Genomic DNA, 13,998 nt, shown 5'->3' with positions numbered 1-13,998 from the left:
CCGGGGGAGTTTACTCCCCGGCTGTCAGCCGCTTCTTTTCGTTGGCGATGAGCCAGAGATTGCGGATATAGACGATGAGGCCGAGGCCCTGACCGGCGATGAAGACCGGGTCCTTGCGCTGGATTGCATAGATCAGCAGCAAAGCGCCGCCGAACAGCGAGAAGAACCAGAAGGCCACCGGCATGACGCTGCGCCTTGCCTTTTCGGATGCGAGCCACTGCACCACGAAGCGCATGGTGAAACAGGCCTGGGCGACAAAGCCCAGCACGATCCAGCCATCCCATTGCGCCACGAAAACGTCGTGCAGCCACTGCGACAGGCTGTTGAAAATATCAGTCATGGGTGATCTCCCTCACGCGGGGAACGACCTTGCGGCGCTTGCGCAGCCACCAGACGCCATAAAGATCCAGAATCCCGCGCATTCCACGGTCCAGAATGCCGTAATTGGATTTGCCGTGGCGGCGTTCGCGATCGACCACATCGACATGCACCACATCGTAGCCTTCGCGCAGCGCCAGCGCAGGAAGGTAGCGATGCCAGCCATCGAAGAATGGCAGTTGCCGGAACAGGTCGGTATGCAGCGCTTTCAGGCCGCAGCCGGAATCGCGCGTCTTGTCCTTGAGGATCGCGCCGCGCAGATTGTTGGCAAAGCGCGAGGACAACTGCTTGAGTTTCGTATCCGTGCGCTTGAGGCGCTGTCCGGCAGCAATGCCGTAATCCGGTCCGGCTTTGATCAGCGCATCCGCCAGAACCGGGAGATAGGCGGGATTGTTCTGCCCGTCGCCATCCATGGTCACGACGATCTTGCCGCGCGCCGCGAAGACACCGGAGCGCACTGCGGCGCTCTGGCCCGATGAACGATCATGGCGCAGATGGCGAAGCGGCTTGCCTGCATGGATGCGGCCCGCGAGTACGTCGCTGGTCGAGTCCGTCGAACCGTCGTCTACGACGATGACTTCGTATGCGCGGCCCTGCATGGCGGCATCGACTTCATCCAGCAGAAAGGCAAGATTGTCGGCTTCGTTGCGGCAGGGGATAACCACAGAAATCGTCGGTGTGTCCAAGCGGAGTGTTCCTTCATTCCTCGCGCCATCTGCTTAAGCCCGGCTTACCTGCCCGGAAACCCGATAGCGCGCAAGGCGCGCTGCATAGCATTGATTGCATGGCAAAGCCAAGACGGTTCAAGTAATCGTGAGTTCTGGCCCGGATAATAACTCGATTGATCGGTTGACTGCCGTTTTCTAGCTGGTCAATGCCGGTGACGGAAGAGCCTCCGCCAGCCAATCCAGAAAATTCTGCATCACCTGATCCCGGTTGGTCTCGTTGAGGCTTTCGTGGCGGGTGCCGGGAAGGATCGTGCAATCGACACGCTTGAAGCCCATTTTCCGCATTCTCTCCCCCAACCTCTGCACAGCGGCGCCGTTCGCCGTTGCCGGGTCTTCAGCGCCGCCGACCAGATTGAACGGCATGTCCCGCGGAACCTTTGAGAAATTGTGGTCGTCGGCCCCGCGCCGGATCATCCGGAAAATGTCGATCCACAGCGCCACGCTGGCGTCGAAGCCGCAAAGCGGATCGGCGATATAGGCATCGACCTCCGCTGCATCGTGCGAAAGCCAGTCGAACAGCGTGCGGTGGCCCTTTATGGACCGGCCCCAGGCGCGGAAGGTCATTTTCGGCAGGATGCTGCTTGGAACATCCGAGCCTTTCAGCATGCGCTCCATATAAAGAAGTGCGAGTGCCGCAGCGCTTTGCACTCCACCGTCAAAATTTGCATTCCAGACCGCCGCCGCATCCACTGTGTCGGCATGGTCCAGCACATAGTTCAGCGTGATCAGCCCGCCCATGGAATGGCCGAAAAGTACGACGGGCAGGCCCGGATGCTTCTCGTGAATGTGACGGTTGAGCGCCCGCACGTCCTCGATGGCCACGATATGGCCCTGCTTTTGCGCGAACATGCCTCTCGGTGCATGAGCACCGATATTGGTGCCGTGCCCGCGGTGGTCGTGAATATAGACATCGTAGCCGGCCGCCGCGAGGGCGAAGGCGAAGCGTTCGTATCGCGCCGAATGTTCGGCGAGGCCGTGGCACAGCTGGACAACCGCTCGCGGCATGGCGGCGCGGACAGTGCGGAACGGAAGTTCTGATTTGTCTGCAACCGGCAGATGATGAATGGTTTTGAACGTCATTTCGCCATCTGATTTTATGCCGTGCAAATAGTCAATCTCCCCGATGCAGCGTCGCTAAAACAGGCATTGGATCGACGGATGAACGAATTTTAGGCAACAGCGTTTTTTGTGCAGATTCTGCTTGAAAAGCGCAAAAGCTTGGGCAAATCTAGCTTTGCAGACGGGGTTTTGAAGGGCATCCAGGGGCGTCGAGAGACAGAATTCACGTCATAACTTGCAGGCCGTCCGATGAAAGGGAGGAAACTTTCGCGGACGGTGGCCAGAGGGGAAACCGGGTGACGGAAATATCCGCGCCCGGTTTCATTATATTTGTTTCTCGAGCAGATGCGGACTGGTGGTTCCGGCTGCTTCCATTTCGCGGGTTGGCGTTTGCTTCCGGGGCATATTTGGCCTACATACGCCTCAGTGTCTGATCCAAAAGTCGCCATGCCTGGCTGCAAATGGTGATTTTCTGCGCTTCCGGTGCTCATGTACTTTTGTACACTGCGCTCCGGTTCTCGAAAACCACCATTTTCGCCACGGCCTGACGCTTTTTGATTCAGACACTCAGCAATTTCCGCGCGGTTCGACCTGATCGGCGACCCGCGCTTCTCAACCTGCGGAGACGACGCGCTTTATGGCACGCCAGTTCATTTATCACATGTCCGGCCTCAACAAGGCCTATGGCAACAAGAAGATTCTGGAGAACATTCATCTCTCCTTCTACCCTGACGCCAAGATCGGCATTCTCGGTCCCAACGGCGCCGGTAAGTCCACCGTGCTCAAGATCATGGCCGGTCTCGACAAGGAATATACCGGCGAGGCGTGGCTCGCCGAAGGCGCGACCTGCGGTTATCTCCCGCAGGAACCGGAACTCGATCCGTCCAAGGATGTGCTCGGCAATGTGATGGAAGGCGTCGCTGAGAAGAAGGCGATCATCGACCGTTACAACGAACTGATGATGAACTATTCCGACGAAACGGCGGATGAAGGCGCAAAGCTGCAGGACATCATCGACAGCCAGAACCTCTGGGATCTGGACAGCCAGGTGGAAATGGCCATGGAAGCGCTGCGCTGCCCTCCGGGCGATGCGGACGTGTCCAAGCTTTCGGGCGGTGAAAAGCGCCGCGTGGCGCTTTGCAAGCTTCTGCTTTCCAAGCCCGACCTGCTGCTTCTCGACGAACCAACCAACCATTTGGATGCCGAAACGACCGCATGGCTGGAAAAGCACCTGCGCGAATATCCGGGTTCGGTGCTGATCATCACCCACGACCGTTACTTCCTCGACAATGTGACGGGCTGGATTCTCGAGCTCGATCGTGGTCGCGGTATTCCGTATGAAGGCAACTATTCCGCCTATCTGGAAGCCAAGGCCAAGCGCATGCAGCAGGAAGGCCGCGAGGAAGCAGCGCGTGAAAAGGCGCTGTCGCGTGAACGCGAGTGGATTTCGGCAAGCCCGAAGGCGCGTCAGGCCAAGTCCAAGGCGCGTATCAAGGCCTATGACGAACTGGTCAAGAGCGCGGAAGAACGCCGCCCCGGCGACGCACAGATCATCATCCCGGTCGGCGAGCGTCTGGGTCAGGTGGTCATCGAGGTTGAGAACCTGTCGAAGGGCTTTGGTGACCGCCTGCTGATCGATGATCTGAGCTTCAAGCTTCCGGCTGGCGGCATTGTCGGCGTGATCGGCCCGAACGGCGCCGGTAAATCGACGCTCTTCAAGATGCTGACGGGGCAGGAGCAGCCGGACAAGGGTTCGGTTCGCATCGGCGACACGGTTCATCTTTCCTATGTGGACCAGAGCCGTGACGCGCTCGACGCTAACAAGACCGTATGGGAAGAAATTTCCGGCGGCAATGACGTCATCAAGCTCGGCAAGTTTGAAATGAACTCCCGCGCTTATTGCGGTGCGTTCAATTTCAAGGGCGGCGACCAGCAGCAGAAGGTCGGCAATCTTTCGGGCGGTCAGCGCAATCGCGTTCACTTGGCCAAGATGCTGAAATCGGGCGGCAATGTCCTGCTCCTCGACGAACCGACCAACGATCTCGATACGGAAACGCTCGGCGCGCTTGAAGATGCGCTCGAAAATTTCGCGGGCTGCGCCGTTATCATCAGCCACGATCGTATGTTCCTCGACCGCCTGGCGACGCACATCCTCGCATTTGAAGGCGACAGCCATGTCGAATGGTTCGAAGGAAACTTCGAGGATTACGAAGCCGACAAGATCCGCCGTCTTGGACCGGATAGCGTCAATCCCAAGCGGGTTACCTATAAGCCGCTCACTCGTTAATTACTCTCAAAAGGCCGGTGCATTGCACCGGCCTTTTCGTTTGATGAAGGGAGACAGGATGAAAGACTGGTCCGCAAAGCAATATCTGAAGTTTGAAGACGAACGCAGCCGCCCGGCGCGTGATCTTCTGGCCCGGATACCCCTCGACGCGCCGCGCAAGGTTGTCGATATCGGCTGCGGCCCGGGCAATTCGACGGAGCTTCTGGCCGAACGCTGGCCAGACGCCCATGTCTCCGGCTTCGACACATCACCCGACATGATCGAGAAGGCCCGGGCGCGCCTGCCGCATGTCGATTTCACCATCGGCGACGTGACGAGCTTTGAGCCGGATGCGCAGACCGATGTTCTTTTCTCCAATGCCGTGTTCCAGTGGCTTCCCGATCACATCGCGCAGACGAAGCGCCTCTTGTCGCTGCTTCGTCCCGGCGCAGTGCTGGCCGTCCAGATGCCGGATAATATGGGTGAACCCACGCATGTCGGCATGCGCGACGTGGCCAGAACGGAAGCCTTTGCCGCCAAGATCGGCACCGAGGGCAGGGAGCCTTTGCCGCCGGTGGCGGAATATTACAACGCACTGGCCAGCCAGGCTGCACGGATCGATATATGGCATACGATCTATAACCATCCGCTGGATGGCGTGGATGCTGTTGTGGAATGGGTGAAGGGGACAGGTTTGCGGCCTTTTCTCGATCCGCTCGATGAGCAGGAACGGGCCGACTATCTGAAGGCTTATAAAGCGCAGATCACGCCGCATTATCCAGCGACAGTCGACGGAAAAGTGCTGTTGCGTTTTCCGCGTATTTTTCTGGTCGCTCAAAAGAAATAACTGTCTCAAAGATCGCTCTACACGGGGAATTGATCGATTGCCCGTGCGGGTGATCTCAATTATTTATTTGTTATTTCAAAGGGTTGAGTCGTCTCTGGAGCAGGCGGCGCTGCCAGCCGTTTCATTTAGCAATTTCTCATATTGTAATAGATTGCATGCAAACGATTTTGTTCCTATGGTCTGGCCGCATCCTGAAACCGCTCTAGATATGGAGCCTATGATCGCAACGCCGTGATGCGTTTCATCCCGTCGCGATTTCGTTCAGGAGGCCGGTTTCGATGCTCTTGCTCCGTTATATTCTTCGTTGGGAATGAACACCGAGACCGCCGGTTCAAGGACCGTCTGTCATCGCCAGCGATTCAGGCGGCATGGTTTTGACCGGGAGGACATTTCAAATGCGAGGCTGCCTTTCGACTGAAACGCGGTTCGCTTTTTATGTTTGTGAAGTGAAACAATCGCCGATTTCGGTCATCCCCGCATGGGACCGGCGGCTTGCGGGCTGTTCGAGACTGCCCGCTATCGGGAGTTTTCAGAATGAACAATGCAGAAATGCATGCTGACGCCAATGGCGAGATCGAAGCGGCACATGATGCCCATGACACGCGCCGCCGCGTCTTTGCCATCGTGGCCAGCGCATCGGGCAATCTGGTGGAGTGGTACGATTTTTACGTCTATTCCTTCGGCGCGCTTTATTTCGCGTCGCAGTTTTTTCCCGCCGAAGACCAGACCAGCCAGTTGTTGAACGCGGCTGCGATTTTTGCGGCTGGTTTCCTCATGCGCCCTATCGGCGGCTGGCTCTTTGGCCGCATTGCCGACCGGCTCGGCCGACGCACATCCATGCTGATTTCGGTCACGATGATGTGCCTCGGTTCTTTCGCGATCGCCATTCTGCCGACCTATCAGAGCATTGGCATTGCGGCACCATTCCTGTTGCTGATCGTGCGGCTTTTGCAGGGGCTTTCCGTCGGTGGCGAGTACGGCACCACCGCTACCTATATGAGCGAGGTGGCGCTTGCCGGTCGCCGTGGCTTCTTTTCCTCGTTCCAGTATGTCACGCTGATCGGCGGGCAGTTGCTTGCCGTTCTGGTGATCGTGGTGCTGCAGTTCTTCCTGACATCGGATGAGCTTCACGCCTGGGGCTGGCGCATTCCTTTCGCCATTGGCGGTGTCGCGGCCATCGTGGCGCTTTTCCTGCGGCGGACCCTTCACGAGACCTCGACGGAAGAAACCCGCAGCAACAAGGCGGCGGGCAGCTTCGCCAATATCTGGAAGAACCACCGCAAGGCTTTCCTCGTTGTGGTAGGCTTCACGGCTGGCGGTTCGCTCGCCTTCTATACCTTCACCACCTATATGCAGAAATATCTGGTCAACACGGCTGGCATGAGCAAGGAAACGGCCAGCGAAACCATGACCGTCGTGCTGCTGGTCTATATGCTGATGCAGCCGCTCTTCGGCGCATTGTCCGACAGGATCGGGCGCAAGACGATGATGATCGGGTTTGGCGGCATTTCGATCCTGACGACGATACCGCTCCTGACGCTGATCGGTTCGGTTCAGAGTCCACTCTGGGCGTTCATCTATATCGTGATCGCGCTGGCGATCGTCAGCATGTACACCTCTATCAGCGGCATCGTGAAGGCAGAACTGTTTCCGGCGGAAGTGCGGGCGCTGGGCGTCGGCTTTTCCTATGCGATCGCCAACGCTATTTTTGGCGGCACGGCGGAATATGTGGCGCTGTGGTTCAAGCAGCAGGGCATGGAAAGCGGCTTCTTCTGGTATGTGACCGTGATCATGGTGGTCGTCTTCGTCGTCAGTATCATGATGCCGAACCCACGCACGCACGGTTATCTGCAAGGGCACGGCTCGGTCGATTGACATTCGCCAAGCTGGAATATTTTTCAGGCCCGGATCGGTACGATTGCGGGCCTGAATGCATTGTGTGGCCTTGCATTCCGCGATGCGCTATCATCCGGAAGTTTTTATGGGGCGTTTTCATGAAATATTTTCTGAGATCAGAGCATTTCAAGCAAAGGCATAATGCGTTCGCGGTCCCGTTTTTGGGGGCGGCCCTATTCATGGTGCTGCTTACTTTCCCTGCTCATGCGGTGCTCGCACCGAATGTCGAGGCAGGCCGGGAACTCGCCTCCGTGACCGAGGCGGTCGGAAAGCGCTTTCCGGGCCAGCCCATCCAGAGCATCACCCGACAGGAATCCGGTTCTTACGATGTCCGGGTCGGAACATGCAGGTTGAAGGCCAGGATCATCACCCAGCCGACACCGCAAGGCATGGTTGGTCCGCGGCAATATACCGTGCGGTTGACCCGGCCCAAATGTGCGGCGGCGAAACAATAAATCCCGGCTGGTTTACATCTGCACGGCTTCATCGTCCTCCGGCGAGACGAGCCGGGTTGCGCGCCATTCCGTGAGTTTCGCGTTGATTGCGTCCAAAACGAAGAACCGTGCCGAATCCTTGTCATAGCCTTCGTCGCGCAGCGCGTCGTAATCGGTGTGGGAATGGCGCACATGCGCAACGGTCGCGAGCCACACGGCAGTCGAAGGCGGCAGCGTCTTCATGTGCGGAGCAAGTGCTGCGGCGCGGATAGGTTCGGAGTCCGAATAGGGGACGGCCGGAAGCAGAAGCGTCAGGGACTTGGCGATTGCCTTCTGGCGATTGGTGCCTGCGCTCATTCTACTCCCCTTCCATATCCGCATGCGCCTGAAAATCTGAACCGATTTCAGGATGCATGACGCTTGGCTTCCTGTCTGGAACGTTTTTCGTGCATCCGTAAGGCGTGCGGCGCTCGTTTGCGAATCCCCTTACGCCGCCCATTCTGCATGAAAAGTCCTTGCGTCAAAATTGTTTTCCATATAAACATATCTTTATGTCTTTTAGTCAGCCCGAGGGCCAAGTGATGAGCAGTTTGCAGCTGCAACTCGATCAGATGGTGGATGTGTTGAAAGCGGTGGCGGAGCCAAGCCGCTTGCGCATTCTGGCGCTGTTGGCGCGGGGCGACCTGACCGTTTCGGACCTCACGACGATATTGGGGCAATCCCAGCCGCGTGTTTCGCGTCATCTGAAGCTGCTGGCCGAAGCTGATCTTATCGATCGCTATCAGGAAGGGGCGTGGGCCTATTTCCGTCTCGCGGACAATGCGATCAGCGGTGATCTGGCGCGCGGACTTCTGGCGCGCCTCGACAGTGCCGATGCGCTGGTCGAGCGCGACATGGAGCGCCTGTCGCAGGTGAAGTCCAGCCGTCAGGAAAAGGCAGCCGCCTATTTCAGCGCCAATGCCGGCAGCTGGGATCAGATACGCAGGCTGCATGTTTCCGAGGACGCGGTCGAGGTTGCGCTCAAGAAAATAGTCGGCGACAAGCCGTTTCAGGCCATGCTGGATGTTGGCACGGGAACGGGCCGTTTACTGGAGCTTTTTGCGCCGCTTTACCTTCGCGGCGTCGGTATCGACATCAATCGCGACATGCTTGCCGTGGCGCGGGCCAATCTCGATCTGGCGGCAATCGGCAATGCCCAGGTTCGGCAGGGCGATGTCTATGCGCTGCCTGTCGAACGCGAGAGTTTCGATCTGGTGACCATTCATCAGGTTCTGCACTTTCTTGACGACCCGCTGGCTGCCATCAGGGAAGGCGCGCGGGCGCTACGCCCCAATGGGCGGTTGCTGATCGTTGATTTTGCACCGCACCGGCTTGAGTTCCTGCGCGAGGAGCACGCGCATCTGCGGCTCGGCTTCAGTGACGAGCAGATGCTGGGCTGGATGAGGGATGCCGGTCTTGAACCGGAAAAGACACTGGAGCTGGAGCCGAAGGCTACCAACGGAGATCAGGGGCTGACAGTGAAGCTGTGGCTTGCCCGCGATCCGCGCCTTCTGATCGCCGACCCGGTGTCGAAAACGATAGAGCGCGTTTCGGCTTGATGAAGTCAGACGGAAGCACACTCTAAATATTTGTATTCACGGCATTATGCGACGCTGGATATTTCCATCTGGCTGCAAAATGCTCCGAGCATTACGGAGACAGTTTGATGGGTTTTTACGGTCTTTCCCGCCGACCGGACGTTGGCCAGACCACCCGGGTATCGTTCGAATTCTTCCCTCCCAAGACGGAAGAAATGGAACAGCGTCTCTGGGATACGGTCACGCGGCTCGCCCCGTTGCAGCCTGAATTCGTTTCGGTGACCTATGGCGCCGGTGGTTCCACGCGGGAACGCACGGCGCGCACCGTTGCGCGCATTCTCAAGGAAACCGACGTCAAGCCCGCCGCGCATCTGACCTGCGTGGATGCGACGCGTGAGGAAGTCGACCGTGTGGTGCGTGAATTCGCATCGCTCGGCGTTAATCGCTTCGTGGCGCTGCGCGGCGATCCGGCGGCGGGTATAGGCGAAAAATATGTGCCGACGCCGGGCGGCTACCAGAACGGTGCCGAACTGGTCTCCGGCCTGCGCAATATTGCGGATTTCGACATTTCAGTTTCCGCCTATCCTGAAAAGCATCCGGAAAGCCCGGATTTTGCAACTGATATCGATATGCTGAAACGCAAGGTCGATAATGGTGCGACGCGCGCCATCACCCAGTTCTTCTTCGAGAACGATCTTTACGAGCGTTATGTCGAGCGAGTTCGCCGCGCAGGCATCTACATCCCCATCGTTCCGGGCGTGCTGCCGGTGCATAATTTCAAGCAGGTCAAGAATTTCTGCGCGCGGTCGGCGACGCATATTCCGGCCTGGCTGGCCGAGCGTTTCGACGGGCTGGACAACGATCCGCAGACGCACCAGCTGGTGGCAGCCGCAATTGCCGCCGAACAGGTGATGGATCTGATCGAACGCGGCGTGCAGGATTTCCATTTCTACACGATGAATCGCGCCGATCTGCCCTTTGCGATCTGCCATATGATCGGCATAAGGCCGAAGGCGGAAGCAGCGCTGGAAATGGCCTGAAACAAAAGAAAGCCCGGCGATTTCGCCGGGCTTTCTCGTTTTCGTGCGGGTCGGCCTATCCTCAAAAACCGAAGCCGCCGTAATGGTTTAGGCCATTTGCCTTAGAGCATTTCCTGTTTAGGCTGGTGTCTTTATCCCGAAACCGGTTCCCACTTTCGGGAGACATACTCTAAGGGATGACCCCTGCTATCAACGCTGCAACAAATGCAAATGCCGCACAGATCATGAGGACATTCAAAGATCGCGTAAGTCCCATTGGTCTGTCTCCTTCATATGCGCCCGACGAGTCGGACGCGCGCTGGTAGGAAACCGGAATCTAAGCGCAAAACGCCCCGAACAAAAGAAGATTTCGTTCTGCAATCTGCCGTGATAGGGGAATAAACCTATTGTTTACCCTCTAAACTATTGAAATAATTAACCAGAAAAATTTGTTCACATTTCATGAAAAAGACATCGAACTGCCACGTTTGGTGCTGTTTTCGCCGCACTTGCCACAGCTTTTTTGGCACGTTTTTAGCCCATTTCAGCGAATTAGCGCCAGATATGCCGATAAGGTGAGGACAGATATCACGGTCGAATAGAGGATGACGTTGGAGGTTATCGCCGCTTCGCGACGATAATGCTCGGCCAGCATGAACGGCCCTGTGCCGGTCGGCAGGGCTGCGAGAAGCGCGGCGCTCTGCGCCAGCAGGGTCGGCAGTCCGAACACATGGACCGCCAGCAGCCAGGTTGCGAGCGGCTGCACGATGAGCTTCACCGAGACCAGGAAGGCGATGGCATTCACGCTTTCACGTTCGATCTTGCGCGGCTGGGCAAGGAACAGGCCAAGGGCCACGAGCGCGCAAGGCGATGCGGCACCGCCGAGCATCTTGAGGAAGGTTTCCGCCGGGGCGGGGATCGCGAGCCCCAGAAAGGACACCACGGCACCAAGCGCTGGAGCGACAAGCAGCGGATTGCGGATCAGGGATCGCACGACCTTCCAGATGAGACGGATTGGCTTCTTTTCGGTTTGCAGGCCAATTTCGATCAGCACGATGGCAAAAGCGAAGGTGACGCACACGGTGATGATGATCGAAATGGTTGTCGCGGCCAGAACGCCCGAGCCGAAAGCGATCATCGAAAGCGGGATGCCCATATAACCGGTATTGGGATAAGCGGCGTTCAGGCCGTCCAGCGCGGTGTCGGCAAGCGGCATTTTTCCGCGCAGCCGCACCAGAAATGGCAATGCGAAAGCAATGGCGCTTGAAAGCAGAAACACTGCGATGAAGCCCGGCTGCCACAGCTCGCTGCCATGGGTGTTGGCCATAATGTCGAAGAGCAGGGCAGGCAGTGCAAGATAGACGACGAAACGGTTCAGCTCCGCTATCGCATGCGGCCCGAGAATTTTCAGCCTGAAGGCACCCCAGCCGGAGAAAATCAGCGCGAAAACGGGAAGGACGACGAATAGCGTTGTGAGCATGGGGCGCATTTCAGTTCAGGAAAGGAAAAGGCGCGGGCTTTGAACTCCGCGCCTTGTCGAATATCAGAGCTTGTCGAGAAGCTCCTGCGTTGGCCAGGAATCGGCGGGCATTCCAAGGCGCAACTGTTCGGCGCGCACGGCATCGCGGGTGGCGACACCGAAAACGCCGTCGATCTTGCCCATTTCATAGCCGCGCGCCTGCAGCTTGGTCTGAAGTTCCTTCAGCTGGTCCTGCGTCAGGCCCGGAACCGGGTTGCCGGGATCGAAGGCAGGCGCACCCGCCAGACGGGTCGCGAAATAGGCCGCCGTGGTCGCATAGACGATGGACTTGTTCCATTCCACGAACACGTCGAAGTTCGGATAGGACAGGAAAGCCGGTCCCTTGCGACCAAGCGGCAGCAGAAGCGACGCATCGCCGTCATCCGGGCCGAGCGGACCATTGAGGCCGGTCACGCCGTGTTCAGCCCACCAGGAATGCGGCTTGCGGTTGGTGCGGATCGCTTCTTCCCAAGGCAGGTCCTTGGTGAGGCGAACTTCCTCGAGCCATGGCTGGCCACGTTTCCAGCCGAGTTCCGAGATCATGCGACCGGCGGTCATCATGGCGTCGGGAACGCTGTTCTTCAGATCGACCTTGCCGTCGCCATCGCCGTCGACGCCACGTTCAAGATAATCCTTCGGCAGAAGCTGCATCATGCCGATTTCGCCAGCCCATGCGCCAGTGGTTGCCGCATCGACGACCCCCTGATCGAAAAGCTTGAGAAGGGCGATCAGCTGCGGGCGGAACAGGTCCGGGCGGCGGCAGTCATAGGAAAGGGTGACAAGCGCATTGAGCGTGTCGAAATCGCCCTGAATGGCGCCATAGTCGGTTTCCAGGCCCCAGAAGGCGGCAAGGACTGGTCCCGGTACGCCATAGGTGTCTTCGACCTTCTTGAAGACATCGGCATATTTGACCAGGTTGTCACGGCCCTTCTTCAGGCGCGCTTCCGAGATGAGGCGCTTGGAAAATTCGGTGAAGGTCAGGTTGAAGACAGTTTGCTTGCGGTCGCGGTCGAGCACCTTCTGCTCAAGCATGGCCTTGTGCAGTTCGGCGATGCCCTTCTCGCCGACACCGGCGTCCCGGGCTTCCTTGGTCAGATTGTCCATCCACTGGCCGAAATCGATCTCGCATTCCGGTTTTGGAAGATTGACGGCGTTTTCAGCCGGGGCCGCAGCAGGCGCCGGGGACGCGGCGGCCTGTGCATTGGACATGGCTGTCGATGCCAGCAGGGCGGCTGCGATAACTGAAGCAAACAACTTCATTGGTAACTCACACTAATAAACCGGGAGCAGTCGGCTCCCTTCCGAGGATTGTTTTGCTATTGCCCCAACAAGCCCCGGAAATGAAGCAAAACTTGGTGTGAACCGCCAAACTGGGCCGTGTTAACGGACCTTGTTGCTTTCCAGCCACTTTTTCCACGTATTGGCGTCACCTGCGAAGACGTTGATGTCGGCGTCGCCCTTGATGCCGGGAATGGAGCCGGTGCCCGTATATTGCCAGAACGTCCACGGATGCGGTCCGTATTTTTCGTCAGGATGACCGGCGACGGAGCGCAGCCAGAACGGATAATCCGCCATCTGCCGCAGATCGTTGTCATCGAAGAAATCGACCGTCGTGTAGACGATCGGGCGCTTGCCGTAATGTTTTTCCAGCGCTTGCAGGAAAATGCGCATTTCCTTGCGCACAACGGCTGCGTTGGGGCGCAGCTTGCAGGTTGGCGACTGCGGGTTCCATTCCATGTCGAGAACGGGCGGAAGCGCGCCGGGGTCACGCGGCACATTCTGGATGTACCAGCGCGCCTGCTCGATCGCCGGACGGCAGAAATAATAGAAATGATAGGCGCTCCGCGCGATGCCTGCCTGACGGGCGCCGTTCCAATGTTCCTGAAAGCGGTCATCGACCCGGTCGCCGCCTTCGGTCGCCTTGATGAAGGCAAAGGAAATGCCACTGGCGCGAACGGCGCTCCAGTCAATATTGGTCTGGTACTTGGAAACGTCCGTGCCGTGGATCGGATAGTGCCACGGCGTCTTGCCGGTCCAGTCGTGCGGGTCGCGATCCCCGAAACGGGGCGCCTTCACCGGGCCTGACGGCGGTGGAATGCGGGCTACCGAACCACCTGATTTCTTTACGTCGGAAAAGTCGTAGTCCACCGTCGTGCAGGCGGAAAGAAGTAAAGCGCCGAGGGCGAGAATGCTGCAGCTGGCCAGACGGTTCATATAGTGGTTCCGTGTCGCGAATCAGTCCTCTAACGGTTACGCGATCCGGAGGCGGACGTCA

13 protein-coding genes are annotated in these 13,998 nt (G+C 58.1%); 6 read left to right on the top strand and 7 right to left on the bottom strand.

Annotation, left to right across the window (positions count from 1 at the left end; genetic code table 11):
• Positions 1-10: 10 nt before the first annotated feature.
• The 3 genes from OINT_RS07840 to OINT_RS07830 all read right to left on the bottom strand — a co-directional run bounded on the left by OINT_RS07840 (position 11) and on the right by OINT_RS07830 (position 2,186).
• Positions 11-340: a lipid-A-disaccharide synthase N-terminal domain-containing protein gene (locus OINT_RS07840; RefSeq protein ID WP_006467250.1), complete on the bottom strand. Its 330-nt coding sequence runs from the start codon at positions 338-340 to the stop codon at positions 11-13.
• Positions 333-1,064, bottom strand: a complete 732-nt coding sequence (locus tag OINT_RS07835) for a glycosyltransferase family 2 protein (protein ID WP_006467249.1) — start codon at positions 1,062-1,064, stop codon at positions 333-335. Before OINT_RS07835 ends, OINT_RS07840 begins: the two co-directional genes overlap by 8 nt.
• Before the next feature lie 177 nt (positions 1,065-1,241).
• A complete protein-coding gene (locus OINT_RS07830; RefSeq protein WP_006471663.1) occupies positions 1,242-2,186 on the bottom strand; it encodes an alpha/beta fold hydrolase in 945 nt (314 codons plus the stop codon).
• Between the two features lie 616 nt (positions 2,187-2,802).
• Here OINT_RS07830 and ettA point away from each other — a divergent pair.
• From ettA to OINT_RS23535, 4 genes are all read left to right on the top strand, one after another.
• A complete protein-coding gene (ettA, locus tag OINT_RS07825) occupies positions 2,803-4,452 on the top strand; it encodes an energy-dependent translational throttle protein EttA (protein WP_006467247.1) in 1,650 nt (549 codons plus the stop codon).
• A 58-nt stretch (positions 4,453-4,510) separates the two neighbouring features.
• Entirely contained in the window at positions 4,511-5,278 is a 768-nt protein-coding gene (gene tam, locus OINT_RS07820; RefSeq protein WP_039852690.1) for a trans-aconitate 2-methyltransferase, read from the top strand.
• Positions 5,279-5,812: 534 nt separating this feature from the next.
• A complete protein-coding gene (locus tag OINT_RS07815; RefSeq protein WP_022568328.1) occupies positions 5,813-7,153 on the top strand; it encodes an MFS family transporter in 1,341 nt (446 codons plus the stop codon).
• Between the two features lie 200 nt (positions 7,154-7,353).
• Positions 7,354-7,629 carry a hypothetical protein gene (locus OINT_RS23535; protein ID WP_138920918.1) on the top strand — a complete coding sequence of 92 codons (276 nt, stop codon included), beginning with the start codon at positions 7,354-7,356 and terminating at the stop codon, positions 7,627-7,629.
• 12 nt (positions 7,630-7,641) lie between these two features.
• Here the strand turns inward: OINT_RS23535 and OINT_RS07805 are convergent, their stop codons facing one another.
• Positions 7,642-7,965 (bottom strand): DUF2293 domain-containing protein, encoded by a 324-nt coding sequence (locus OINT_RS07805; RefSeq protein ID WP_006471668.1) that lies wholly within the window; start codon positions 7,963-7,965, stop codon positions 7,642-7,644.
• Between the two features lie 224 nt (positions 7,966-8,189).
• Between OINT_RS07805 and OINT_RS07800 the strand changes: the two genes are divergently transcribed.
• A complete protein-coding gene (locus OINT_RS07800) occupies positions 8,190-9,206 on the top strand; it encodes an ArsR/SmtB family transcription factor (protein WP_006471669.1) in 1,017 nt (338 codons plus the stop codon).
• A gap of 107 nt (positions 9,207-9,313) precedes the next feature.
• Complete coding sequence (metF, locus tag OINT_RS07795) at positions 9,314-10,225, top strand: methylenetetrahydrofolate reductase [NAD(P)H] (RefSeq protein WP_006471670.1); 912 nt, start codon at positions 9,314-9,316, stop codon at positions 10,223-10,225.
• Between the two features lie 523 nt (positions 10,226-10,748).
• Here metF and OINT_RS07790 read toward each other — a convergent pair.
• The 3 genes from OINT_RS07790 to OINT_RS07780 all read right to left on the bottom strand — a co-directional run bounded on the left by OINT_RS07790 (position 10,749) and on the right by OINT_RS07780 (position 13,937).
• Positions 10,749-11,684: an AEC family transporter gene (locus OINT_RS07790; RefSeq protein WP_006471671.1), complete on the bottom strand. Its 936-nt coding sequence runs from the start codon at positions 11,682-11,684 to the stop codon at positions 10,749-10,751.
• 63 nt (positions 11,685-11,747) lie between these two features.
• Complete coding sequence (locus OINT_RS07785; protein WP_006467238.1) at positions 11,748-12,983, bottom strand: lytic murein transglycosylase; 1,236 nt, start codon at positions 12,981-12,983, stop codon at positions 11,748-11,750.
• A 120-nt stretch (positions 12,984-13,103) separates the two neighbouring features.
• Positions 13,104-13,937, bottom strand: a complete 834-nt coding sequence (locus OINT_RS07780) for a glycoside hydrolase family 25 protein (RefSeq protein WP_006467237.1) — start codon at positions 13,935-13,937, stop codon at positions 13,104-13,106.
• Positions 13,938-13,998 lie beyond the last annotated feature (61 nt).

The organism is Brucella intermedia LMG 3301 (genome assembly GCF_000182645.1).
Classification (GTDB): domain Bacteria; phylum Pseudomonadota; class Alphaproteobacteria; order Rhizobiales; family Rhizobiaceae; genus Brucella; species Brucella intermedia.
The sequence above is the reverse complement of the archived record's forward strand: the minus strand, read 5'-3'. Positions and strand labels throughout refer to the sequence as shown.